Annotated in this window: 25 protein-coding genes; 1 reads left to right on the top strand and 24 read right to left on the bottom strand. The window is 66.1% G+C overall.

Annotated elements, in window-relative coordinates; translation table 11 throughout:
* Positions 1-734: 734 nt before the first annotated feature.
* The 10 genes from dnaB to ppsA all read right to left on the bottom strand — a co-directional run bounded on the left by dnaB (position 735) and on the right by ppsA (position 10,079).
* Positions 735-2,162 (bottom strand): replicative DNA helicase, encoded by a 1,428-nt coding sequence (gene dnaB, locus AAW51_RS11670; RefSeq protein WP_047194761.1) that lies wholly within the window; start codon positions 2,160-2,162, stop codon positions 735-737.
* 169 nt (positions 2,163-2,331) lie between these two features.
* The gene (gene rplI / locus AAW51_RS11665; protein WP_047194760.1) at positions 2,332-2,784 is read right to left on the bottom strand and encodes a 50S ribosomal protein L9; all 453 of its coding nucleotides are present in this window, start codon (positions 2,782-2,784) and stop codon (positions 2,332-2,334) included.
* A gap of 11 nt (positions 2,785-2,795) precedes the next feature.
* Positions 2,796-3,080, bottom strand: coding sequence for a 30S ribosomal protein S18 (rpsR, locus tag AAW51_RS11660; protein ID WP_047194759.1), 285 nt, complete (start codon positions 3,078-3,080; stop codon positions 2,796-2,798).
* A 73-nt stretch (positions 3,081-3,153) separates the two neighbouring features.
* On the bottom strand, positions 3,154-3,435 hold the full coding sequence (gene priB, locus AAW51_RS11655) for a primosomal replication protein N (RefSeq protein ID WP_047194758.1): 282 nt from the start codon (positions 3,433-3,435) through the stop codon (positions 3,154-3,156).
* A 34-nt stretch (positions 3,436-3,469) separates the two neighbouring features.
* Positions 3,470-3,832 carry a 30S ribosomal protein S6 gene (rpsF, locus tag AAW51_RS11650; protein ID WP_047194757.1) on the bottom strand — a complete coding sequence of 121 codons (363 nt, stop codon included), beginning with the start codon at positions 3,830-3,832 and terminating at the stop codon, positions 3,470-3,472.
* A gap of 257 nt (positions 3,833-4,089) precedes the next feature.
* Positions 4,090-6,222, bottom strand: coding sequence for a sodium:solute symporter family protein (locus AAW51_RS11645; RefSeq protein WP_047194756.1), 2,133 nt, complete (start codon positions 6,220-6,222; stop codon positions 4,090-4,092).
* A 2-nt stretch (positions 6,223-6,224) separates the two neighbouring features.
* A complete protein-coding gene (locus AAW51_RS11640; RefSeq protein ID WP_047194755.1) occupies positions 6,225-6,482 on the bottom strand; it encodes a DUF4212 domain-containing protein in 258 nt (85 codons plus the stop codon).
* Positions 6,483-6,623: 141 nt separating this feature from the next.
* Positions 6,624-7,223 carry a tetratricopeptide repeat protein gene (locus AAW51_RS11635; RefSeq protein WP_047194754.1) on the bottom strand — a complete coding sequence of 200 codons (600 nt, stop codon included), beginning with the start codon at positions 7,221-7,223 and terminating at the stop codon, positions 6,624-6,626.
* Entirely contained in the window at positions 7,214-7,510 is a 297-nt protein-coding gene (locus tag AAW51_RS11630; protein WP_047194753.1) for a hypothetical protein, read from the bottom strand. Before AAW51_RS11630 ends, AAW51_RS11635 begins: the two co-directional genes overlap by 10 nt.
* Before the next feature lie 172 nt (positions 7,511-7,682).
* The gene (ppsA, locus tag AAW51_RS11625; protein WP_047194752.1) at positions 7,683-10,079 is read right to left on the bottom strand and encodes a phosphoenolpyruvate synthase; all 2,397 of its coding nucleotides are present in this window, start codon (positions 10,077-10,079) and stop codon (positions 7,683-7,685) included.
* A 285-nt stretch (positions 10,080-10,364) separates the two neighbouring features.
* Between ppsA and ppsR the strand changes: the two genes are divergently transcribed.
* The gene (ppsR, locus tag AAW51_RS11620) at positions 10,365-11,186 is read left to right on the top strand and encodes a posphoenolpyruvate synthetase regulatory kinase/phosphorylase PpsR (protein ID WP_047194751.1); all 822 of its coding nucleotides are present in this window, start codon (positions 10,365-10,367) and stop codon (positions 11,184-11,186) included.
* A 39-nt stretch (positions 11,187-11,225) separates the two neighbouring features.
* Here the strand turns inward: ppsR and AAW51_RS11615 are convergent, their stop codons facing one another.
* Genes AAW51_RS11615 through pyrH form a run of 14 tightly spaced genes read right to left on the bottom strand, consistent with a single transcriptional unit; the run spans position 11,226 to position 24,376 of the window.
* Positions 11,226-12,008, bottom strand: a complete 783-nt coding sequence (locus tag AAW51_RS11615) for a TrmH family RNA methyltransferase (RefSeq protein WP_047194750.1) — start codon at positions 12,006-12,008, stop codon at positions 11,226-11,228.
* Positions 12,005-12,631 (bottom strand): ribonuclease HII, encoded by a 627-nt coding sequence (gene rnhB / locus AAW51_RS11610; protein ID WP_047194749.1) that lies wholly within the window; start codon positions 12,629-12,631, stop codon positions 12,005-12,007. The genes AAW51_RS11615 and rnhB overlap by 4 nt, the downstream gene beginning before the upstream one ends.
* On the bottom strand, positions 12,603-13,745 hold the full coding sequence (gene lpxB, locus AAW51_RS11605; RefSeq protein WP_047194748.1) for a lipid-A-disaccharide synthase: 1,143 nt from the start codon (positions 13,743-13,745) through the stop codon (positions 12,603-12,605). The genes rnhB and lpxB overlap by 29 nt, the downstream gene beginning before the upstream one ends.
* A 17-nt stretch (positions 13,746-13,762) precedes the next feature.
* Positions 13,763-14,551, bottom strand: a complete 789-nt coding sequence (gene lpxA / locus AAW51_RS11600; protein WP_047194747.1) for an acyl-ACP--UDP-N-acetylglucosamine O-acyltransferase — start codon at positions 14,549-14,551, stop codon at positions 13,763-13,765.
* A gap of 13 nt (positions 14,552-14,564) precedes the next feature.
* The gene (gene fabZ, locus AAW51_RS11595; protein ID WP_047194746.1) at positions 14,565-15,005 is read right to left on the bottom strand and encodes a 3-hydroxyacyl-ACP dehydratase FabZ; all 441 of its coding nucleotides are present in this window, start codon (positions 15,003-15,005) and stop codon (positions 14,565-14,567) included.
* A 2-nt stretch (positions 15,006-15,007) separates the two neighbouring features.
* Positions 15,008-16,039: a UDP-3-O-(3-hydroxymyristoyl)glucosamine N-acyltransferase gene (lpxD, locus tag AAW51_RS11590; protein ID WP_047194745.1), complete on the bottom strand. Its 1,032-nt coding sequence runs from the start codon at positions 16,037-16,039 to the stop codon at positions 15,008-15,010.
* A gap of 10 nt (positions 16,040-16,049) precedes the next feature.
* Positions 16,050-16,541, bottom strand: coding sequence for an OmpH/Skp family outer membrane protein (locus AAW51_RS11585; protein WP_238947901.1), 492 nt, complete (start codon positions 16,539-16,541; stop codon positions 16,050-16,052).
* A 23-nt stretch (positions 16,542-16,564) separates the two neighbouring features.
* Positions 16,565-18,904: an outer membrane protein assembly factor BamA gene (bamA, locus tag AAW51_RS11580; RefSeq protein ID WP_083438233.1), complete on the bottom strand. Its 2,340-nt coding sequence runs from the start codon at positions 18,902-18,904 to the stop codon at positions 16,565-16,567.
* A gap of 4 nt (positions 18,905-18,908) precedes the next feature.
* Positions 18,909-20,282, bottom strand: a complete 1,374-nt coding sequence (rseP, locus tag AAW51_RS11575) for an RIP metalloprotease RseP (RefSeq protein ID WP_047197687.1) — start codon at positions 20,280-20,282, stop codon at positions 18,909-18,911.
* The gene (gene ispC, locus AAW51_RS11570) at positions 20,279-21,460 is read right to left on the bottom strand and encodes a 1-deoxy-D-xylulose-5-phosphate reductoisomerase (protein ID WP_047194743.1); all 1,182 of its coding nucleotides are present in this window, start codon (positions 21,458-21,460) and stop codon (positions 20,279-20,281) included. Before ispC ends, rseP begins: the two co-directional genes overlap by 4 nt.
* 20 nt (positions 21,461-21,480) lie before the next feature.
* The gene (locus AAW51_RS11565) at positions 21,481-22,317 is read right to left on the bottom strand and encodes a phosphatidate cytidylyltransferase (protein ID WP_047194742.1); all 837 of its coding nucleotides are present in this window, start codon (positions 22,315-22,317) and stop codon (positions 21,481-21,483) included.
* A 4-nt stretch (positions 22,318-22,321) separates the two neighbouring features.
* Positions 22,322-23,059 carry a polyprenyl diphosphate synthase gene (gene uppS / locus AAW51_RS11560; RefSeq protein ID WP_417903617.1) on the bottom strand — a complete coding sequence of 246 codons (738 nt, stop codon included), beginning with the start codon at positions 23,057-23,059 and terminating at the stop codon, positions 22,322-22,324.
* A 31-nt stretch (positions 23,060-23,090) separates the two neighbouring features.
* Positions 23,091-23,651, bottom strand: coding sequence for a ribosome recycling factor (frr, locus tag AAW51_RS11555; RefSeq protein WP_047194741.1), 561 nt, complete (start codon positions 23,649-23,651; stop codon positions 23,091-23,093).
* Positions 23,652-23,665: 14 nt separating this feature from the next.
* Complete coding sequence (gene pyrH, locus AAW51_RS11550; RefSeq protein ID WP_047194740.1) at positions 23,666-24,376, bottom strand: UMP kinase; 711 nt, start codon at positions 24,374-24,376, stop codon at positions 23,666-23,668.
* Positions 24,377-24,416 lie beyond the last annotated feature (40 nt).

Raw genomic sequence — 24,416 nt, 5'->3', positions numbered from 1 at the left:
TCTATACCGCTCGATGCGGCATACTAAATTGAAGCAGCCCAGCACCAAAAAGGTGTGGGTGGGTTATGCGGGCTCTGGTAAACCCTTAGAAATTTTGGCTCGGTTTATTTTTTTGTTCCTGCGCAGCTTAAACGCGACTGAAATTTCCGTGACCTAGCAGAAATATCAGCTTCTCGGGCGCCGCTATTGCCAACGAGCCAAGTGGTGGGTTTGGCTGATCTAGACCAGCGTCTCGTTCTGAGGCACGGGATGTCACGATTGCCCCGAGGAAAACGGCACCACGACCCCGGATTTCCACGCAGCGTCGATGCGCAAGATCGGTGGCAGGGCCTGTGAGAAGAGGCAGCTGCGGTGGTGAGCGGCCGTCGCCCTACTCGGGCTCGGTCCTGCCGCTGGACATCGCGACGCTCGCCACCGGTGTCGATGACGGTCTGCTGCTGAAGGAGGGAGGTGTGCCGACTGCCGGGACCGCGCGCCGCTCCAGCCAGCGTCCAGTTGACCCAAGCGATGGAAGCTGCCGAAACGGGCGCCGGAACGCCCGGGGTCTTGCAGCCTCCAGAGGGCAGCTGGCGGCGTCCGCTTGCACGCTGAACGCCATGTGAACGATATGACCCGCAGAGGGCCGGGCAGCCTGGTCCTACCCGATGGTCCGCCTTGCCTGCCCTGCCGTGCCGCACTGTGCGAGGTACGTCGACGGCTCTCGCGCCTTCAGCGTCGAGCCGCCTGGGCTAGCGTCAGTATTCGTCCGGCCCGGTGTAGCCGGGCGCGAGGTTTTCGAACTTGGTCAGCGGCTTCAGGAAGGCCAGCTTGACGGTACCCACCGGGCCATTACGCTGCTTGCCGATGATGATCTCGGACACGCCCGGCTCCTTGCACGCCTCTTTGGTGTAGTACTCGTCGCGGTAGATGAACATGATGACGTCGGCGTCCTGTTCAATGGCGCCGGACTCGCGCAAGTCACTCATCATTGGGCGCTTGTCGGTGCGCGTCTCGACACTGCGGTTGAGCTGCGACAGCGCGATCACCGGGCAACGCAACTCCTTGGCCAAGGCCTTCAGGCCCCGCGAGATCTCACCGATGACGGTCGCGCGGTTCTCTTCGCTGCCGCCGCCGTTGCCGCTCATCAGCTGCAGGTAGTCGATGATGATCAGGCCCAGCTGACCACATTGGCGTGCCTGCCGCCGCGCCCGCGCCCGCAGCTCGGTCGGGCTCAGGCCCGGCGTCTCGTCGATGAAGATGCTGGCGTTGCGCAGCTTCTCGACGGCCTCTGACAGGCGCGACCATTCGTCGTCCCGCAGCGAACCGGTGCGCAGATGCGATTGGTCGATACGCCCCAGCGAGCCCACCACCCGCAGCGCGAGCTGGGCAGCCCCCATTTCCATCGAGAACACCACCACGGGCAGGCCTTCGCTGACCGCGACATGCTCGCCGATGTTGAGCGCGAAGGCGGTCTTGCCCATCGAGGGACGCGCCGCCAGGATGATCAGATCGCCGGGCTGCAGGCCGGCCGTCATGCGGTCCAGGTCGAAGAAGCCGGTGCGCACGCCGGTGACATCTTCGGCGCCGTTCTCGGCCAGCTCCTGCACCCGGTCCAGCAGGTCGACGACCAGCGAGTCCATCGAGTGGAAGCCCTGCTTGGACCGCGAGCCTTCTTCACCGATCTTGAAGATCTTGCCTTCCGCCTCGTCGAGGATGGCCGACACGGGCCGGCCCTGGGGGTTGAAGGCGGCCGTCGCGATCTCGTCGCTCGCGCTGACCAGCTTGCGCAGCACAGCCCGCTCGCGGACGATCTCGGCATAGCGGCCCAGGTTGGCCGCGCTCGGCACACTCTGCGCGAGCGCGTTGAGATACGCCAGCCCACCGCACTCGTCGGCCTTGCCCAGGCTTTGCAGCTGCTCGTACACCGTGATGACGTCCGCCGGCTTGCTGGCGTTGATCAGCCCCGCGATGGCGGCATAGATCAAACGGTGCTCGAAGCGATAGAAGTCCGCATCGCTGAGCATGTCGCCGGCCCGGTCCCATGCGGCGTTGTCGATCAGCAGCCCGCCCAGCACACTTTGTTCGGCCTCGATCGAGTGCGGAGGGATGCGCAAGCGCGCCACTTCGTCGTCGGCAGCGCGAGGCCGATCGGCGAAATCAGAACCTGACAGTATCGCGGACATAGGCGGCAATGATAGGACCCGACCCGGGCCGGGACCAGTCCACAAGTCTGTGGAAAAGCGGTGGATCGCCTGGGGATCTCGGGGGATAACCCGGCGCCAGAATAGAAAAAGCCGGCCCGAGGACCGGCTTTCGTGCACTGTTGAAACAGTGCTGCAGGATGCGCGACGTTCAGTCGTTCGCGGCCACCACGGCGACCGTGATGTCGACCACCACGTCGGTGTGCAGCGCCACCGAGACGGGGTGCTCGCCGACGGTCTTGAGCGGACCGTTGGGCAGGCGCACTTGCGATTTGTTCACTTCGAAACCTTGTGCCTTCAGGCCTTCGGCGATGTCGAAGTTGGTGACGGAGCCGAACAAGCGGCCATCGACACCAGCCTTCTGGGCCACTTGCACGGTCTTGCCATTGAGCTTTTCAGCCTGGGCTTGCGCCGCGCCGAGCTTCTCGCCGGCCACACGTTCGAGTTCAGCACGCTTGGCTTCGAATTCCTTGATCGCACCTTCGGTGGCACGGCGGGCCGAACCGGTGGGGATCAGGAAGTTGCGAGCGTAGCCGTCCTTGACCTTGACGACGTCACCCAGGTTGCCCAGGTTGGCCACTTTTTCGAGCAGGATCACTTGCATGTCTCGGCTCCTCAGACCTTGTGCTGGTCGCTGTACGGCAGCATGGCCAGGAAACGGGCACGCTTGATCGCGGTGGACAACTGGCGCTGGTAGATCGCCCGGGTGCCGGTCAGGCGGGCCGGGATGATCTTGCCGTTTTCACCGATGAAGTCGCGCAGGATGTCGACATCCTTGTAGTCGATCTCTTCGACGCCGGCGACGGTGAAGCGGCAGAAGCGCTTGCGCTTGAACAGCAGCGATTGCTGGTTGCGCTTGCCTTTGCGATCCTTGGAAAACTTACCACGGGGTGGGGGCATGATGACCTCCTTCTAAATCTATCGATCCGAATACAAAACGAACTAGAGCAGCTCGCGAGAAGTGCAGCACCGTCTAGAGAAGCTCGGTGATGTGCAGCACGACACCTCGACCGTTGCGCTGAGAAGCCAGGAAACCGGCGAATTGCTGGGGCACGCCCAGTTCCACCTGGTTCACACGCTGCGCCAGCGGCCCGATCACCACCGCTTTGAGCTCCAGCCGGAGCTTGCGGGGATGGCCGGCTTCGGTGACCGTCGATTCGTGCTCGAGGCGCAAATCGAGGGCGGGAAGCCCGGCGGGCGTGTAGCGCATCGCCCCTCGCTCGATCACCGCCGCCTGCAGAACCATGCGGTTCATGCGGCAGCCTCAGGGCAACCGTGAGGTGTGAACGTCAGGCTGCCGTTTCCTGTTGAGACTTCTTCGCCTCTTCCTTTTCGACCAGCTTCATCATCACCGACGGAGCGGTCTCGGCCTTGCTCCTCTGCACCGTCAGGTGACGCAGCACCGCGTCGTTGAAGCGGAAACCGGTTTCCAGCTCCTCGAGCGTTTCTTTGCTGCACTCGATGTTGATGCAGATGTAATGGGCTTTCGCGAGCTTCTGGATCATGTAGGCCAGCTGGCGGCGGCCCCAGTCTTCCACGCGGTGGACTTTGCCACCGGCGGCGGTCACGACGCCTTTGTAGCGCTCGACCATCGCGTTGACCTGCTCGCTTTGATCCGGATGGATCAGCAGAATGATTTCATAGTGACGCATGAGACTCCTTCAGTCCTTCTGGATTCCACAGGGAAGCCGCCCCGGGCGTCGATTCGGCAAAACGGCGCTCGCCACCCCGGTTGAGGGCCGGGGAGCCGTCGGCGGGAGGCCCCGCAAACGGCATGACTAGCGCGCACCGAAACCGGGTGCGGCAAGGAAAGCCGGCGAGTATAGCACTTCTGAAGAAAGAAAAGGGCCCGCCGGGTGGGCGAGCCCTTCGGCGCCGCGCGGGCCGCGGCGCAGGCGACCGGTGCGGCTCAGCGCAACCCGACCGGGCGCAGATTGGGATAGCGCACGTGCTCGACGAAGTCTTGCACTTCGCGGCGCGGCGGCGGCGTCAGCAGGCTGACGATGACCGTCACGGCAAAGCCGACCGGCACGCCGAACACGCCCGCCGAGATCGGCTGGATGCCGAACCACAGTTCCGGCGGCGAGGTGACGTCGAACACCGTGCGCAACCAGGGCTGGTTGTGCACCATGTAGTAGATCGTCACCCCCAGGCCCGTCACCATGCCCAGCACCGCGCCCGCTGCCGAAGCGCGCTTCCAGAAAATGCCGAGCACCAGCACCGGGAAGAAGGCGGACGCCGCGAACGAGAAGGCTGCCGAAACCAGGAACAGGATGTCGGCCGGCTTCTGGGCCGCCACATACGCGGCGCACAGTGCCACCACCAACAGCAGGATCTTGGAGATCATCACGCGGCGCGAGGTGGGTGCGTTCGGGTCGATCATCTTGTAGTAGAGGTCGTGCGACAACGCGTTGGCGATCGTCAGCAGCAGCCCGTCGGCGGTCGACAAGGCCGCCGCCAGACCGCCCGCGGCCACCATGCCGGAGATGACGTACGGCAGCCCGCCGATCTCGGGTGTGGCCAGCACGACGATGTCGCCGCCGATCTTCAGCTCGCCCAGTTGCAGAATGCCGTCCTTGTTGACGTCAGTGACGGACAGCAAGGACGGGTCGACCTTGGCCCATTGCGACACCCAGGTGGGCAACTGGTCGAACGGCGTGCCGACCACCATGGTGAACACCTCGTACTTCACCAGCACCGCCAGGGCCGGGGCGGTGAAGTACAGCAGGAAGATGAAGAACAGCGACCAGGTCACCGATTCACGCGCCTCTTTCACCGAGGGCGTGGTGTAGTACCGCATCAGGATGTGCGGCAACGCCGCGGTGCCGACCATCAGACAGAACACCAACGCGAGGAAGTTGCGCCGCGAATCGTCGAACGCCGCCTGCGCCTTGGCGTCGCCCCGCGGATCGCCGGCGTAGATCTGCCCGTGCGCCGGCATGCCCCCCAGCGGCTTGGCCCGCGCCTCGGCAGCCGCCTTCTCCTTGGTGTAGAGCTCCTTCGCGTCGGCCTCGTTCGGCGGCAGCGAGGCGACCGCCTTTTCGGCCGCCTGAATTTCGTGCAGCGGCGCGTTCTCGGTCCGCAGTCGGGCCACGGCCAGCTGCGCCGCAGCCTGGTCGGAGGCCATCGCGGCGGGCACGTCCTTGAGCTTGGCGTCGGCCGCGGCAGCACGCTGCTTGAAGATCTCGATGACCTCGAGTTCTTTCGGGTCCTGCTGCAGCTCTTTCTCCCTGGCGCTCACCTTCTCCATTTGCGCGCCGTAGACGAGCTGCGGGATCGGCACGTCGGTCTGCTTCACCGACAGCCAGACCACCGGCACCATGTAGGCGATGATCAGGATGATGTATTGGGCAACCTGGGTCCACGTCACCGCCCGCATGCCGCCGAGGAATGAACACACGAGAATGCCGCCCAACCCGACGAAGATGCCGATCTCGAACGCCAGCCCCGACAGGCGGGAGGTGATCAACCCCACACCATAGATCTGCGCGACGACATAGGTGAACGAGCACAGGATGGCGGCGAAGATGCCGATGAAACGTGCCAGGTTGCCGCCATAGCGGGCGCCCAGGAAGTCGGGAATCGTGAACTGGCCGAACTTGCGCAAATAGGGCGCGAGGAACAGGGCCACCAGGCAATAGCCGCCGGTCCAGCCCATGATGAAGGCCAGCCCGTTGTAGCCGGTCAGGTAGAGCGTGCCGGCCATGCCGATGAAGGAGGCGGCGGACATCCAGTCGGCCCCGGTCGCCATGCCGTTGTACATCGCGGGCACCCGCCGCCCGGCGACGTAGTACTCGCCTGCGTCCGTCGTGCGGCTCATGATGCCGATCGCGGCGTACAACGCGACGGTGGCCAACAGGAAGATAAAGCCGATCCAGTTGCGCGGCAGTCCGACCTGCTCCAGCAAGGCCAGCCCAATGATGAAGACGATAAAACCGCCGGTGTACCAACCGTAGACCTTGTGCAGCTGGCGGCGGAAGGCAGCGTTCGCGGTGGCGGAGGCCGACAGCCGCTTCGGAGATGTGGGATGGATGGCAGCCATGGTCATTCCTCCTCGGCCACGCCGTGTTCTTGATCCAGCCGGTTCATGTAGCGAGCGTAGTACCCGATGATGGCCACGTAGACCACCAACGCCCCCTGGGCACCTACCCAGAAGCTGAACGGCCAGCCGAAAAAGTTGAAGTCGAGCTCACGCGCGAAATAGCCGATCACGAAGGTCACCACGAACCAGATGGCCAGCAACAAGGCTGTCACCCTCAGGTTCTTGCGCCAGTACTCTTCGTGCTTGCGTGTCAATTGCATGTCTTTGCTCTCCCTAAAAGCCAGCCCCGGGCGCAGCCCGAGGTACCAAGAGCGGCCGGCTCGCCCGATGTTCGAGCGCGCCACCCGGCTGCCCCACACAGTGCCCCCGCCCCTCCCCCCGGAGCTAGAGCACCGAATCGATCACACCGCCAGACCCGTTTCGCGCTCGAGTTGCGCCGCCACCTTGGGCTCAAAACCCTTCAGGTGACGAATGATCTGGATCGCCTCGTCCGGCCGCCGCCGCTCGAGATGGACCCGTGCCAGCTGGTACCAGCCGTATGGGCTCATCGGCTGCAATTCGGTGTTGCGCTTGAGGGCAACGGCCGCCTCTTCGAAACGATGGGCGCGGATCAGGACCAGGCCGAGGCCGTACCACGCTCGATCCAGGTGCGGGTCCAGCTCGACGGCCTGCCGAAAACAGGTCTCGGCCTCGTCGTATTGACCGCCCTCCTCGAGCAGGAACGCCAGGTTGAACCAATGGTTCGCCCCGCTCCGCGGGTGTAAACGTGTGAGTTCGCGCAGGTCGCGCAGGGCGGCGGCGCGGTCGCCGGTGGCAGCGAACAAATGGCCGCGCCCGGCCAGTGCGAAAACGTCGCCCGGCCAGCGCGACAGCATCCGGTCGAACGCCCGCCGGGCGGCGCTGGAGGCGCCGAAGGCCAGGCACAGCAAGGCACGGTATTTGAGCAGTCGGTGGGCGAGCACGCCCGTGCGATCTGCCGGCGCACCAGGTGTCAGCGGCATAGCTGCACCCCGATTTCGACACACAGGCTGACCTTGGCGAGGGTCGCGGCCACCCAGGTCAGCACCAGCAGCAGGAAGGCCACGAGCGGCAAGTGCGCGTCGAGCACGGCGCGCGGGCTGAGCAGACGCGCGAGCTTCACGAAGGGCCGCGTGAGCACGGACAGCAGCTGGTAGAACACATTGGCCTCGCGGTGGGGCCCGGCGAGCAGGCCCAGCAACCATTGCCCGGCCAGCGACAGCAAGGCGATCTCGGCCACCAACTTGATCGCGGACACCACCAGCAGCATCTGACACCCTTCCTCACATGCGATCTGGACAGATTCGGTTCGGTATTGCAGCGTTCTGCGTCGTGTCGACACCGATAAAAGCAATCCCGATCAGGACTTGCCTCGCGAGTCTAAAAGACAAGCGGCTCCCGAAGGAGCCGCTTGTCGAGCGATCAGGTAGATCTGACAGGGATCAGCGCTGTGCCAGGCGTTGCCAAGTGTTTACAACGGTGTCGGGGTTCAACGACATGGAGACGATCCCTTCGTCGGCCAGCCACTCGGCGAAATCGGCATGGTCGCTGGGACCCTGGCCGCAAATGCCGACGTATTTGCCCACCGCGCGGCAGGCAGCGATCGCCCGCGAGATCATCGCCTTCACCGCCGGGTCGCGTTCGTCGAAGTCTTGCGCGAGCAGTTCGAGGCCGGAGTCGCGGTCGAGCCCGAGGGTCAGCTGCGTCAAGTCGTTCGATCCGATCGACATGCCGTCGAAGTACTCGAGGAACTGCTCGGCCAGGATGGCGTTGCTCGGCACCTCGCACATCATGATGACCTTGAGGTTGTCCTTGCCGCGTGGCAAACCATGCTCGGCCAGCATCTGGATGACCCGCTCGGCCTGCTTCAAGGTGCGGACGAAGGGCACCATGATCTCGACGTTGTCGAGGCCCATGTCGTTGCGCACGCGCTTCAGCGCTTCACACTCCATCGCGAAGGCTTCGGCGAACTCGGTGCTGACATAGCGCGAGGCACCGCGGAAGCCCAGCATCGGGTTCTCTTCCTCGGGCTCGTAGCGCGAACCACCGATCAGCTTGCGGTACTCGTTCGACTTGAAGTCGGACAGGCGCACGATCACCGGCTTGGGCCAGAACGCCGCGGCGATGGTGCCGATGCCTTCGGCCAGCTTGTCGACATAGAAGGCGCGCGGCGAGGCGTGACCGCGGGCCACCGACTCGACCGCCTTCTTCAGGTCGGCGTCGACATTGGGATAGTCGAGGATGGCCTTCGGATGCACGCCGATGTTGTTGTTGATGATGAACTCGAGGCGCGCCAGGCCGACGCCAGAGTTGGGCATCTGGGCGAAGTCGAAGGCGAGCTGCGGGTTGCCCACGTTCATCATGATCTTGATCGGGCAGTACGGCATCTCGCCACGCTGCACCTCGGTGACCTCGGTCTCGAGCAGGCCGTCGTAGATGTAGCCGGTGTCGCCCTCCGAGCAGGCCACCGTCACCAGCGCGCCATCCTTCAGCACGTCGGTGGCGTCGCCGCAGCCCACCACAGCGGGAATGCCGAGTTCGCGCGCGATGATGGCCGCATGGCAGGTGCGCCCGCCGCGGTTGGTGACGATGGCGCTGGCGCGTTTCATCACCGGCTCCCAGTTGGGGTCGGTCATGTCGGTCACCAGCACGTCGCCGGGCTGCACACGGTCCATCTCGCTGATCGAGTGCACCAGGCGCACGGGGCCGGTGCCGATCTTCTGGCCTATGGCGCGGCCCTCGGCCAGCACGGTGCCCTGCCCCTTCAGCTTGTAGCGCTGCTCGACCTTGCCCTCGGACTGGCTCTTCACCGTCTCGGGGCGCGCCTGCAGGATGTACAGCTTGCCGTCTTCGCCGTCCTTGCCCCACTCGATGTCCATCGGACGGCCGTAGTGCTGCTCGATGATCAGCGCGTATTTGGCCAGCTCGATGACGTCGGCGTCGCTCAGCGAATAACGGTTGCGCAGCTCCGGCGCGGTGTTGACCGTGCGCACCAGCTTGCCGGCGGAGGCCCGCTCCTCGGGGCTGGCGAACTCCATCTTGATCAGCTTGGAGCCGAGGTTGCGGCGGATGATGGGCAGCTTGCCGTTCTTCAGCGCCGGCTTGTGGACGTAGAACTCGTCGGGGTTGACCGCGCCCTGCACCACCGTCTCACCCAGGCCGTAGCTCGAGGTGATGAACACGACGTCCTTGAAGCCCGATTCGGTGTCGATCGTGAACATCACGCCGGCGGCGCCCAGATCGGAACGCACCATGCGCTGGATGCCGGCCGACAAGGCCACGTCGCTGTGCGCGAAACCCTTGTGCACGCGGTAGCTGATGGCCCGGTCGTTGTAGAGCGACGCGAACACTTCCTTGATCTTGTGCAGCACGTCTTCGATGCCGACGACGTTCAGGAAGGTCTCCTGCTGGCCCGCGAAGGAGGCGTCCGGCAGGTCTTCGGCGGTGGCCGACGAGCGGACGGCGAACGACGCGCCCGGGTTTTCGTGCGTGAGCTTGACGAATTCGGTGCGGATCGCGTCTTCCAGCGCCGGCGGGAGCGGGGTGTCGACCACCCACTGGCGGATCTGCGCGCCGGCCTCGGCCAGCGCGCGCACGTCTTCGGTGTCGAGCTTGGACAGCGTGGCGTTGATCTTGGCCGCCAGGCCGCTTTGCGCCAGGAACTCGCGGAACGCGTGGGCCGTGGTCGCAAAGCCACCCGGCACCCGCACGCCGGACGCCGCCAGTTGACTGATCATCTCGCCGAGGGAGGCGTTTTTGCCGCCGACCGACTCGACGTCGGTCATCCTCAGGTTTTCAAACGGTACGACCAGGGCGGTCGCCAGTGAGGTGGATGACATGGGAAAGCTCCGTGATGTTGAGAAACCGGTGCTCCCGTGTCCGCCCGCGGCGCGCGATCGGCGGCGTATCGCGCTGGGGCGTCCAGCCCCGCCGGCACGGCGGAGCCCGTCCGGCCAGCCTCGCCGAAGGCGGCAGCGGCAGGGACGGGTGCGCACACGCCGATCCACTTTGTGGATTCTGGTTGGTGTGGTGGGGTGCGCATGGACGGATGACGAGGGATATTTCTCGGAATTCTACCGGGGCTTTTAACATTCAGTTCTGAACAAAGCTAAACAATCTGATTCATGACGACCCGCACCGTATTCTTCGTCTCCGACGGCACCGGCATCACGGCCGAAACCTTCGGCAATTCGATCCTGAAGCAGTTCGCGATCCAGCCGCGCCACGTCCGCATGCCGTTCATCGACTCGGTCGAGAAGGCCGAGCAGGCGGTCGACAAGATCAACCGGACGGCCGAAGCCGAGGGCCGCAAGCCGGTCGTCTTCACGACGCTGGTCGACGAGGAAGTGCTCGCTATTGTGAAAAGCGGCTGCAAGGGCCTGGTGCTTGACATGTTCATGACCTTCGTCGAGCCGCTCGAAGCGGAGTTCGGAATGAAGTCCAACCACCGGGTGGGCCGCTTCTCCGACATCGCGAAGAGCCAGGAGTATCACAACCGCATCGAGGCCATCAATTTCTCGCTCGCCCACGACGACGGGCAGTCGGCCAAGAACCTCGAAGAGGCCGACGTGATCCTGGTCGGCGTGAGCCGCAGCGGCAAGACGCCCACCTCGCTGTACCTGGCCATGCAGCACGGGGTGAAGGCGGCGAACTACCCGCTGATTCCGGAAGACTTCGAGCGTGACTGCATGCCGTCGTCGCTGGTGCCGCACAAGGGCAAATGTTTCGGGCTGACCATCGCGCCCGACCGGCTGGCCGAGATCCGCAACGAACGCCGCCCCGGTAGCAAATACGCCAGCCTCGAGAACTGCCGCTACGAGGTCAGCGCCGCCGAGTCGCTGATGCGTCGCGAGGGCATTTCGTGGCTGTCGTCGACGCACAAGTCGATCGAGGAGATCGCCACCACCATCCTGCGCGACATCCGGCCGGACCGGCTGATTTATTGAGGTGTGGCCGCCTCGCCCAACGGGGCGACGGCGGCAGCTTCAGGCCGCGGGGCGCTGGCGCAGGGATTCGTAGAGGCAGATCGCGGCGGCGGCCGCCACATTGAGCGATTCCTCGCCCCCCGGCTGCGGAATCCGCACCGTCAGCGCGCAACGCGCCAGCAACTCCGCCTCGATCCCCTGCCCTTCGTGCCCGAGCACCCAGGCGCAGGGTGACGGCAGCGCCGTCTGGTGCAGTTCTGCCGGCGTGTGCGAGCTGGTGCCGACCAGCGGCACGCCCAGGCGGTCGAGATCGGCGAGCGTGGCCTGCTCGACGAGGTGCAGCCCGAAATGCGCCCCCATGCCGGCCCGCAGCACCTTGGGCGACCACAGCGCGACGGTGCCCTTGAGCGCGACGATCTGGCGCACGCCGAGCGCGGCCGCGCTGCGCAGCACCGAGCCTGCATTGCCGGCATCTTGCAGCCGGTCGAGCACCACGGTCGCCACACCCGGCAGCACCGCGGCGCCTTCGTCGAGCGGCAGCAAGTAACCGCAGCCGGTCGGCGACTCGAGCCCGCTGAACGCCTTGAACAGCGCATCCGGCACCACCGCCACGCGCGGTGCGCCCCGCGCCAGCGCCCGCAAGGCCGGCTGCTCCCAGGCCGACTGCGAGAACACGCCCTGCCGCACTGGCACGTTGCGCGTCAGACAGGCGGCACACAAATGGTCGCCCTCGACCCAAATCTCGCCCAGCTTGCGGTAAGCCGCCGGATCTTGCGCCAACTTGCGCAGTTTGAGCAGCAGCGGGTTGTCGCGCGACGTGATCTGCAGCGGCTGGATCGTCATGCCGGCGGGTCCAGCACCGCCCGCACCGGGGCAAAGCTGCGGCGGTGGGCAAGGCAGGCCCCGTGGGCCTGCAGCGCGGCCAGATGGTCGGGTGTCGAATAGCCCTTGTGCTCATCAAAACCGTACTGCGGATGCAGCTCGTGCAGCTGCAAACACAGCCGGTCGCGATGCACCTTGGCCAAAATGGACGCCGCCGAGATGGCCGGCACCTTGGCGTCGCCCTGCACGATGGCCTCGGCCGCCACCTTCAGCACCGGCAGGCGGTTGCCATCGACCAGCACCTTGGCCGGCTTCAGCCGCAGACCTTCGACCGCACGGCGCATCGCCAGCATGGTGGCCTGCAAGATGTTGAGGCGGTCGATCTCCTCGACGCTGGCCTCGGCGATCGCGTAGCACAAGGCCTTGGCGCGGATCTCTTCGAACAGCCGCTCCCGGGTGCGCTCGGTGAGCTGCTTGGAGTCGGCCAGCCCCTGGATGGGCTGCGCGTCGTCGAGGATGACCGCGGCGGCCACGACCGGGCCCGCCAGCGGCCCACGGCCCGCCTCGTCGACGCCGGCCATCAGGCCTTGCACTTCCCAAGTCAGGGGCAGTTGTTCAGGCTTGGAGGATTTTCGCGATCGCATCGGTGGCAGCCTGCGCGGTGTTGCAGCGCAAACGGTGGTGCAGTTCGAGAAAACGTTGCTCGACCGCGCGGCAGCGGGCCGGCTGGTCCAGCCAGGCGAGCGTGGCGTCGGCCAGCGCCGCCGGCGTCGCGTGATGCTGCAGCAACTCGGGGACGACAAAGTCCTCGCACAGGATGTTGGGCAGCCCCACCCACGGCAAATAGCCCATGCGCTTCATCATCTGCCAGCTCAACCAGTGCATGTTGTAGGTGATGACCATCGGCCGCTTGAACAGCGCGGCCTCCAACGTCGCGGTGCCGCTTGCGATCAGCGTCACGTCGCACGCCGCCAGCACCTCGTGCGAGCGCCCTTCGACCAGCGTGACCTCCACCTGCCCTGCATAAGGGGCGGCGGCCGCGTCGACCATGGTACGCAGCCCCGGCACCACCGGCAAGACGAAACGCAGCCCGGGTCGGCGCCGCTGCAGCTCGGCGGCTGCGGCATACAGGCTGGGCGCGATGTACTGCACCTCGCTGCGGCGGCTGCCGGGCAACAGCGCCACGACGGTGTCGTCAGGCGCCAGTTGCAAGGTGGCACGGGCCTGCGCGCGTGGCACTTCGAGCGGGATCGCGTCGGCCAGCGGGTGGCCGACGTAGCTCGCGGCGATGCCGTGCTTCTGCAGCAGCGCCGGCTCGAACGGAAACAAACACAGCACGTGGTCGGCCGCCCGGCGGATTTTCTCGATGCGCTTGCCGCGCCAGGCCCAGATCGACGGGCAGACGAAATGAACGCTCTTGATCCCGGCCGCCCGCAGCTTTTCTTCCAGGCCGAGGTTGAAGTCGGGCGCGTCGACGCCGATGAAGACGTCGGGCCGCTCGGCCAACAAGCGCTCGCCCAGCTGGCGCCGGATGCCGGCGATTTCGCGGTAGTGCCGCAGCACCTCGACATAACCTCGCACCGCCAGCTTCTCGTGCGGCCACCAGGCCTCGAAACCGTGCTCGGCCATGCGGGGGCCGCCGATGCCCTGCGCCTGCAACGCGGGCCAGCGCGCACGCAGCCCGCCCATCATCAGGCCGGCCAGCAGATCGCCGGAGGCTTCACCGGCCACCAGGGCCAGCCGCGGTGCGGGCAACATCGGGCGGACGAACGGGGTCAGCGGACGATGCCGCGCGTGGATTCGGCCAGGAAGCGGGACATCATCTCGATGTCGCCGCTGGCCTCGGGGTACTCGGCCGTCAACGCCGAGATCTGCGACTTGGCGTCTTCGAAGGTCAGCCCCTGGCGGTACAGCAGCCGGTACATCTGCTTGACCGCGCTGATGCGCTGAGCGGAAAAACCGCGCCGGCGCAAACCTTCGGCGTTGATGCCGCTGGCTTCGGCGCTGTCGCCGTCGGCCATGACGAAGGGCGGCAGGTCTTGCAGCACGACGCTGCCGACGGCCGTCATCGCATGCGCGCCGATCTTGACGAACTGGTGCACGCCCGACATGCCGCCCAGCGTGACCCAGTCGCCCACCACCACGTGCCCCCCCAGCTGGGTGCCGTTGGCGATGGTGATGCGGTTGCCGAGGTGGCAGTCGTGCGCCACATGCACATAGGCCATGATCCAGTTGTCATCGCCGATGCTCGTGACACCGCCGTCTTGCACCGTGCCGACGTTGAGCGTGCAGCCCTCGCGGAACACGTTGCGGTCGCCGATGCGCAATTCGGTCGGCTCGCCGGCGTATTTCTTGTCTTGCGGCACCGCCCCGACCGAGCAGAACTGGAAGATGCGGTTGTCGCGGCCGATGCTGGTGTGGCCCTCGATCACGACGTGGGGCGCCACCGAGGTGCCCTCGTCGATGCGCACGTCGGGGCCGATGACGGCATAGGCGCCAACGGTGACCGAAGCCGCCAGCTCGGCCTTCGGGTCGACGACTGCGGTGGGATGAATGATCGCCATCGCCGCCTCCCGTTCAGTCCTCGACGATGCGCATGGTGCACATCAGGTCGGCTTCCACCGCCAGCTCGCCGTCGACACTGGCCTTGCAGTTGAACTTGTAGATGCCACCGCGGGCGCGATCCAGCCCGACTTCGAGGATCAGCTGATCACCCGGCTCGACGGGACGCTTGAAACGCGCACCGTCGATGCCGACGAAGTAATAGACCGCGCGCGGGTCGAGGTCGCGCCCGTCGGCGCTGAACGCGAGCAGCGCCGAGGCCTGGGCGAGCGCTTCGAGCATCAGCACGCCCGGCATCACCGGGCGATTGGGGAAGTGCCCCATGAAAAAGGGCTCGTTGATGGTGACGTTCTTCAGCGCCTTGATGCGCTTGCCGTCCTCGACCTCCAGCACCCGGTCGACCAGCAGGATCGGGTAACGGTGCGGGAGCTTTTTCAGTATGGTGTGAATGTCCATGCTCATGGCATCAATTTCTTTTCCAGCGCGCGGATGCGCTCCCGCAGTGTGTGCAACTGCCGCAAGGTCGCCGCGTTCTTTTCCCAGGACTTATTGTCGTCGATGGGGAACACGCCGCTGTACAGGCCCGGCTGCAGGATGGAGCGCGTCACGAGCGACATCGACGACACATGCACATGGTCGGCCAGCGTCAGATGCCCGAGGATGCCCGCGCCACCGCCCACCGTGCAATGCGCGCCGATACGCGCGCTGCCCGCCACGCCGACGCAGCCGGCCATCGCGGTGTGAGCACCGATGTGCACGTTGTGGGCGATCTGCACCAGGTTGTCGAGCTTGACGCCGTCTTCGATCACGGTGTCGTCCAGCGCGCCACGGTCGATGCAGCTGTTGGCGCCGATCTCGACGTCGTCACCGATACGGACCTTGCCCAGTTGCTCGATCTTGACCCATTGCCCCTGATGAGGCGCAAACCCGAAGCCGTCGGCGCCGATCACGACGCCCGAATGCACGATGCCGCGCGCGCCGATGCTGCAGCCGTGCAGCAGCGACACGCGTGGCGCCAGCCGGGTCGAATGGCCCACCCGGGCGCCCTGCCCGATGACGCAGTGCGAACCGATCACCGCGTGGTCTTCGATGACCGCGTCGTCCTCGACCACGACGAAGGCCTCGATGCGCACCTCGCGGCCGATACGGGCCGTCGGCGCCACCACCGCGCTCGGATGGATGCCGGCCGGCGGCGCCGGCCGTTCACGTCGCGCCCACCACTGGGTCAGCCGCGCGAAGTAGAGGTAGGGGTCGTCGGTGACGATGGCCGCACCGCGCGCGGCAGCGGCCTCGCGAAAGGCCGGCGCGACGATCACGCAGCCGGCCTGGGTTTCGGCCAGCTGCGACTGGTACTTCGGATTGGACAGAAAGCTCAGCGTCGAAGGCGTCGCGCCCTCGAGTGGCCCGATACGGTTGATGCGGCGTTCGGCGGGACCGATCAGCTCGCCACCGAGCTGCGCGGTGACGTCGCCCAGACAGACATCGGTCACGGCGCCTCGATCACTTGCCGCCGTTGGCGTTGAGAGCCTTGATCACCTTGTCGGTGATGTCGACACGCGGGCCGGCGAACACGGCCTCTTGCAGGATCAGGTCGTACTTCTCCTGCTCGAAGATCTGTTTGATCACGCGGTTGGCCCGCTCGACGACTGCGGCCAGCTCTTCGTTCTTGCGTTGGTTCAGGTCTTCCTGAAACTCGCGGCGGCGACGCTGGAAGTCGCGGTCCTGCTCGACCAGGTCACGCTGGCGCCGTGCGCGCTCGGACTCGGCCAGGGCCGGGCCTTCCTTCTCGAGTTTGTCGGACGCGGCCTTGAGCTTGGCCGCCATGTCGGCCAGCTCCTTCTCGCGCCGCGAGAATTCCTGCTCGAGGCGCGATTGGGCAGCCTTTGCAGGCGTGGCGTCGCGCAGCACCCGATCGCTGTTGACGTAGCCGATCTTCAGCTCCTGCGCCTGCGCGCCCTGCAGGGCCAGCAGCAGCAGGCCCGCAGACAGCATCGAACCCCAAAAATTCTTCTTCATCAGAACGCAGTCCCAATCTGAAATTGCAGTCGTTCGATTCTATCGCCTGGTTGTTTGCGCACCGGCACGCCATAGGCGAGCTTGAGCGGACCCACCGGCGAGACCCAGCTGAAGCCGATACCGGCGGAGGCCCGCAGGTCGGAGGCGCGCACCTTGGCGTGTTCATCGAACACGTTGCCGACGTCAAAGTAGGTGAACAAGCGCAACGTCCGGTCACTGCCCGAGCCGGGGAACGGCACATAGAGCTCGGTGTTCAGGTTGATGCGCTTGGCGCCGCCCGAGAAGGCGCCGGTGGCGTCCACCGGGCCCAGCGAGCCTTGCTCGAAACCGCGCACCGTGCCCAGGCCGCCGCTGTAGAAGTTCTTGAACACCGGGAAGGGACGTCCCTGCAAGCCCTTGCCGTAGCCGATTTCCGCGTTGAACGCGAAGGTGAAGCTGCGCGAGAGCGGGATGTATTGCTGGAACTGGTAGTTGCTGCGCAGGTAGCGCGCGTCGCCGATCAGGCTCAGCTCTGCGTTCACCCGCTGGTAACGGCCCCGGGAGGGCACCAGCGCACTGTCACGATCGTCCCGGGTCCAGCCCAGCGTGAACGGGAGCGACACGCTTCTGGCACCGAACTCGTCGCGGTAGAGCGAGTAAGAAATCGGCATCGCGTTCGAGTCGCCTCGAATCTCGGTGCTCTCGGCGCCGATGCCGAAGTACACCGTGTCGTACTCGCTGAACGGCACGCCGAAGCGGATCGAGGCGCCCGGCGTCACCAGCTTGTAGTCGCTGCCCTGGCTGGACAGCGGCTGGGTCGTGCGGTAGTAGAAGTCGAGCGCACGCGAGACACCGTCCACCGTGAAGTAGGGATCGACGGTGCTGACGACGAAGGTGCGGTTGTACTTGCTGGTGTTGAACTCGACGCCCAGGTAGTTGCCCGAGCCGAAGATGTTGTCCTGCTTGATCGACGCGGTCAGCGTCAGCTTCTCGGCGCTGGAGAAACCGGCGCCCAGCAGCAAATTGCCGGTCGGCTTCTCGACCACGTTGAGGGTCAGATCGACCTGGTCGTTGGTGCCGGGGACCTCGTTGGTCTCGATGGCGACTTCGTTGAAGTAGCCCAGCCGGTCGGCGCGGTCGCGCGACAGACGGATCTTCTCGCCGTCATACCAGGACGATTCGAACTGGCGGAACTCCCGGCGCACGACTTCGTCGCGGGTGCGGGTGTTGCCGGCCACGTTGATGCGCCGCACGTAGACGCGACGCTGCGGCTCGGCCTGCAGCACCACCGCGACGCGGCCGTTGGCGCGGTCGATGTCGGTGCGCGGCTCGACCCGGGCAAAGGCATAGCCGAACGCCCCGAAACGCTCGGTGAAGCGCCGCACGGTTTCGGCCACGTCTTCGGCCCGATACGGCTTGCCGGGGTCAATGGTCACCAGCGACTTGAACTCTTCTTCTTTCTCGAGGTACTGCCCCTCGAGCTTCACGCCGCTGACCAGGTAAGGCTGGCCTTCGCGGACGTTGATCGTGATCGTGATGTCCTGCTTGTCCGGCGAGATCGCCACCTGGGTCGACTCGACCGCGAACTCGAGGTAGCCGCGGTTGAGGTAGAACGACCGCAGCTGCTCCAGGTCGGCATTGAGCTTGGCGCGGGAATAACGATCGGACTTGGTGTACCAGGTCAGCCAGCCGCCGGTGGTCAGCGAGAACAAATCCTTCAGCTGGCCTTCCGAGTAGGCCTTGTTGCCGACGATGCGGATGTCCTTGATCTTCGCGACGCCGCCTTCGGTGACGGTGAAGGTCACGTTGACGCGGTTGCGCTCTTGCGGCGTGATGGTCGTGATGACCTCGGCGCCGTACAGGCTCTTGGCGAGGTACTGCCGCTTGAGTTCCTGCTCGGCGCGGTCGACCAGTGCCTTGTCGAAGGGTCGCCCTTCGGCGATGCCGACCTCGCGCAAGGCCTTGGTCAGGGCCTCCTGGTCGAACTCCTTGGTGCCGACGAACTCGACCGCCGAGACGATCGGGCGCTCCTGCACCACCACCACGACGACGTCGCCTTCGACCTCGATGCGGACATCGGAGAACAAGCCAGTGCCGAACAAGGACCGCAGCGCGGCGGCGCCTTTCTCGTCGTTGTAAGTGTCGCCGACACGAAACGGCAGCGAGCCGAACACCGTGCCGGGCTCGGTGCGCTGCAGCCCTTCGACACGGATGTCGCGCAGCGCGAAGGGCTGGACGGCCCAGGCCGGGCTGGCGTGCAACGCCGCGACCGCCGCAGCGGCAATGAGCGTGGGTTTGCAGAAGGCCGGTTGTTGAAAGGCGGACAGCAGGCGAGCGCGCGTGCGTATGGAAAGCAGCATGAGGTCAGTGCAGACCCAGGAGCCGGGCCACGTCGTTGTAGAGGGCGAGTGAGGTCATCAAGAGCATGATGGCCACGCCTGCGCGCTGTAGCCGATCGAGCCAAGCGTCAGAGATCGGCCGCCCTGTCACCCCTTCGAAAAGATAATACATCAGGTGTCCTCCATCGAGGACCGGCAGCGGCAGCAGGTTCAACACACCGAGACTGACGCTGACCGCTGCGAGGAAGCCCAGGTAGTAAGCCAGGCCGAGACGTGCCGATTGGCCGGCGTAGTCGGCGATCGACAAGGGGCCGCTGAGGTTCTTCAGCGACGCGTCACCGATCAGCATCTTGCCCAGCATCTTGAGGGTCAGCGCCGACAGTTCCCAGGTGCGCCGCAAGCCATACGCGACACCGTCGAACGGCCCGTAGGACACCTCTACCATCTCGATCTGCTGGCCGATGCCGGCGCCGATGCGCCCGAAGCTCGGCCCCCCCGCCGGGTCCTGCTCGACCTTGGGTGTCACCTGCAAGGTGAGCGCCTGCCCGGCCCTTTCGATGCGCCACTGCATCGGCACCGGCTGGCCGTCGCGCACGGCGGCACGGATGCGCTCGCGCACCCGGGAGCCATCTTCGACCGGCACACCGTCGACCTGCAACACACGGTCGCCGGTGCGCAACCCGGCCTGCTCGGCGGCGCTGCCCGGCACCACCTCACCGATCACGGCTTCGGTGTAGGGAGCGCCGATGCCGATGCGCTGCATCAGCCGCTCGTCCACCGCACGCGAGCCGATGCGGCCGAGCGGCAGCAGCACCGAACGCGCATGTGTGCCGCGCGCGTCGGTGACGTCGAGTTCGAGATCCTGGCCGTGGACCGTCGCGTCGATCAGGTACCAGCGCAGGTCGTTCATCGAGCGCACGTCGACCGGGCTGCCACCCGACACCGTCACGGTCTTGACCCAGTCACCCGAACGAAGCCCGGCCTGCTCGGCCAGGCTGCCTTGGCTCGGCGCGCCGAGCAAGGCCTTGGCCTCCTGGGTGCCGACCCATCCCGCCGCTGCGTAGAGCAGCACCGCGAGCACCAGGTTGGCGACCGGCCCGGCCGAGACGATCAGCGCGCGCGAGCGCAGCGGCTGTCGATTGAAGGCGCGATGCACTTCGTGCGGGGCCACCGGGCCCTCGCGCTCGTCGAGCATGCGCACGTAGCCGCCGAGCGGCAGCGCCGAGATCACGAATTCAGTGCTGTCGGGCGAGCGCTGGCGGCGAAACAGCACCTTGCCGAAGCCGACCGAGAAGCGCAGCACCTTGACGCCGCAGGCCCGGGCCATGCGGTAATGGCCCCACTCGTGCACGACGATCAGGATCGCCAGCGTGACGAGGAAGGCCAGAACCGTCGTCATGCCGCCCACCTTTGCACCCGTTCGCGGGCAATACGGCGCGCCTCGGCGTCGAGCGCGAGCAGCGTGTCGAGCGACCCGGCGGCACCGTCAGGCACCGAGGTGGCCTCCAGCGTCGCCAGGTTGACCGCGTGAATCTGGTCGAAGCGGATGCGGCCGTCCAAAAAGGCCGACACGGCCTCCTCGTTGGCCGCGTTGAGCACCGCCGTGCTGCCCGGCGCACTGCGCAGCGTCTGCCACGCGAGCTGCAGGCCGGGAAAACGCTGCGGATCGACCGCCTCGAAGGTGAGCGCGGCCAGCTTCATGAAATCGAGCGACTGCGAGCCGGAGGTGATGCGGTGCGGATACGCGAGGCCGTAGGCGATCGGCACCCGCATGTCGGGCGTGCCGAGTTGGGCCAGCACCGAGGTGTCCTTGCACACCACCATCGAGTGGATGATGCTTTGCGGGTGGATCACCACCTCGATCTGCTCGGGTGACAGCGCGAACAGCCAGCGCGCCTCGATCACCTCGAGCGCCTTGTTCATCATGGTCGCCGAGTCGACCGAAATCTTGCGGCCCATGACCCAGTTCGGGTGCGCACAGGCTTGCGCCGGCGTCACGTCGCGCAGTGTCGCCGGATCGCGTTCCCGGAACGGGCCGCCGGACGCCGTCAACACGATACGGTCGATCCGCTCGCCCCAGCTGGCCGGGTCTTCGGGCAGGCACTGGAAGATGGCCGAATGTTCGCTGTCGATCGGCAACAGCCGCGCGCCGCCGGCCGCCACCGCCTCCATGAAGAGCGCGCCGCCCACCACCAGGGCTTCCTTGTTGGCCAGCAGCAGCCGTTTGCCGGCTCGCGCGGCGGCCATGCAGGGCGCCAGGCCGGCGGCACCGACGATGGCCGCCATCACGGCGTCGACCTCGGGATGCGACGCCACCTCTTCGAGGGCACGGGCCCCCGAGAGCACTTCGGTCGACACGCCCTCCTCGCGCAAGCGGGTGCGCAGCTGGCGGGCGCAGGCCTCGTCGCCCAGCACCGCATAGCGCGGCCGCCATTGCAGACACTGCTCGAGCAAGGCGTCCGCGCGGCTGTGGGCGGTGAGCGCGAAAACGCTGTATTGGCCCGGGTGCCGGCCGATCACGTCCAGCGTGTTGGCGCCGACCGAGCCGGTCGAGCCGAGCACGCAGACGTGTTGCATGGGGGGCGTGGCAACAGGCATCAAATGAAGCTCAGGGTCAGCGCGATCGGAAACACCGGCAACAAGGCGTCGATGCGGTCGAGCACGCCCCCGTGGCCGGGCAGCAATTGGCTGCTGTCTTTGGCACCCACACTGCGCTTGACCAGGGATTCGAACAAGTCGCCGACGACGCTCATGGCCGCCAGGAACAAACACACCACCACCAGCCCGGCCCAGCCGAAACGGCCTTGCACCTGCGTGTAGATGCTGGGCGAGCCGAGCGACCAGGACCGGTCGGCCCAGGTCCACAGCGCGGCCAGCAGCAGCACGCCGACCATGCCGCTCCAGACGCCTTCCCAGCTCTTCCCGGGGCTGATGGCCGGCGCGAGCTTGCGCCGCCCGAAGGCGCGACCGCCGAAATAGGCGGCGATGTCGGCGGCCCAGACCAGGCAGAACACCGACAACAGATACGCAATGCCGACTTCTTTGGCGCGCGTCAGCGCGATCCAGGTCAACCACAGCATCACAGTGCCGAGGGCGAGGCGCAGGACGCGAGGCGCGGCCGGCCACTTCGACGGACCGCGGCTCAGCACGTAGCCGCCCCCCAGGACCCACGCCGCGGTGGTGCACCACCAAAGCCATCCCTGGTCGAGCAAGGGCGCCTCGACCCACCAGGTGACCGCACACAGGACGGCGACCAACAGGCCCAGGCCCAAAGCGCCACGCGCGCCACTTTCGTTCAGACGGCCCCACTCCCAACCCGCCACGGCCACTACCAGCAGCGTCAGCAAGGCAAACGGCCAGACCTGAGGCACCAGCAGGGCCAGCAACAGCACGGACACCAACAACAAGGCCGTGATGACACGTTGCAGCAACATCGGGTCAGGTCCCTTGCGAGATGGAGGAAGCGGCGGGCTCGACGCCACCGAACCGGCGCTCGCGGCGCGCGAAATCGGCGATGGCGGCGTCAAGCTCCGCGTCGCCGAAATCGGGCCACAGGCAGTCGGTGAAGTACAGCTCGGAATAGGCGGCCTGCCACAGCAGGAAGTTGCTGATGCGCAGCTCGCCGCCCGTGCGGATGAAGAGGTCAGGGTCGGGGGCGTGCGACAACGCCAGGTAGCTGCCCAGGCGCGCCTCGGTCAGCTCCGCAGGCGGGACACCGTCGGCCAGCGCACGCTGGCACGCCTGCACGATGTCCCAGCGGCCGCCGTAGTTGAAGGCGACCGACAAGGTCAGGCGGGAGTTGTGCTGAGTCGCCGTCTCGGCCTTGTGCCACGACGCGCGCACCTTTTCGGAGACCGCCTCGCGGTCGCCGACGATGCGGATGCGCACACCCTCCTGCGCCAGGCGCTCGACATAGCGCGACACGGCGACCAGCACCAGGCCCATCAGCTTGGACACTTCGTCCTCGGGTCGCCGCCAGTTCTCAGACGAGAATGCGAACACCGTCAGGTAGGGAATGCCGCGCTGCACGCAGGCGCGCACCGTGCGCACCAGCGCTTCGACGCCTTGTTCATGGCCCACCGCACGCGGCAGGAATCGCTTGTTGGCCCAGCGCCCGTTGCCATCCATCACGATGGCGACGTGGCGCGGGATCACGGCAGTGTGGTCAGGCACGATCGGGGAGCCGCTGCGGTTCCGCTGCGCCGGATCAGACCGCAAGGATCTCGGCTTCCTTGCCGGTGATCAGCTTGTCGATCTCGGCAATCGTGCGGTCGGTCAGCTTCTGCACCTCGTCCTGCGAGCGGCGCTCGTCGTCTTCGGTGATCTGCTTGTCCTTGAGCAGCTTCTTGGCATGCTCGTTGGCATCGCGGCGCAGGTTGCGCACCGCCACCTTGGCGTCCTCGCCGGCGTGCTTGACCACCTTGGTCAGCTCGCGGCGCCGCTCTTCGGTCAGCGGCGGCATCGGCACCCGGATCAGATCCCCCTGCGAGGCCGGGTTGAGGCCCAGGTCGGACTCGCGGATGGCCTTTTCGATCTTGGCGCCCAAGCCCTTTTCCCAGGGCTGCACGCTGATGGTGCGCGCGTCCAGCAGCGTGACGTTGGCGACCTGGCTGACCGGCACCATCGAGCCGTAGTACTCGACCTGCACCTGGTCGAGCAGGCCCGGGTGGGCGCGACCGGTGCGGATCTTGGTCAGCTCGTGCTTGAAGGCTTCGACCGACTTCTGCATCTTCTGTTCGGCCGTCTTCTTGATGTCTGCAATGCTCATGTGCTTCGTACTCCTCAAACGTGGACGAGGGTGCCCTCGTCTTCACCGAGCACGACCTGTTTCAGCGCGCCCGGCTTGAAGATGCTGAACACCTTGATCGGCAGCTTCTGGTCGCGGCACAACGCAAACGCCGTCGCGTCCAGCACCTGCAAATTCTTGATGATCGCCTCGTCGAAGCTGATCTTCGCGTAACGCGTGGCCGTCGCGTCCTTCTTCGGGTCGGCGGTGTACACACCGTCGACCTTGGTGGCCTTCAGCATGATCTCGGCGCCGATTTCGGCCCCACGCAGTGCCGCCGCCGTGTCGGTCGTGAAGAAGGGGTTGCCGGTACCCGCGGCGAAGATGACCAGCTTGCCCTCTTCGAGGTACTGCAGTGCCTTGGGGCGCACGTAAGGTTCGACGATCTGCTCGATGCCGATGGCCGACATCACGCGCGCCGTCATCCCCTCCTGGCGCATGGTGTCGGCCAGGGCCAGCGCGTTCATCACCGTGGCCAGCATCCCCATGTAGTCAGCAGTGGCGCGGTCCATGCCGACCGAGCCGCCAGCGACGCCGCGGAAGATGTTGCCGCCGCCGATCACGACGGCCACTTCGCAGCCCAGCGCCGTCACCTCCTGGATTTCACGCACCATGCGGACGATGGTGGCGCGGTTGATGCCGTAGGCATCGTCGCCCATCAGGGCTTCTCCAGAAAGCTTGAGCAGGATGCGCTTGTAGGCCGGCATGCAGGTCCTCCGAGTGAGCGGCGGTGGGTGAGCGAAGTGT

This window comes from Caldimonas brevitalea, from assembly GCF_001017435.1.
Classification (GTDB): domain Bacteria; phylum Pseudomonadota; class Gammaproteobacteria; order Burkholderiales; family Burkholderiaceae_C; genus Caldimonas; species Caldimonas brevitalea.
The sequence above is the reverse complement of the archived record's forward strand: the minus strand, read 5'-3'. Positions and strand labels throughout refer to the sequence as shown.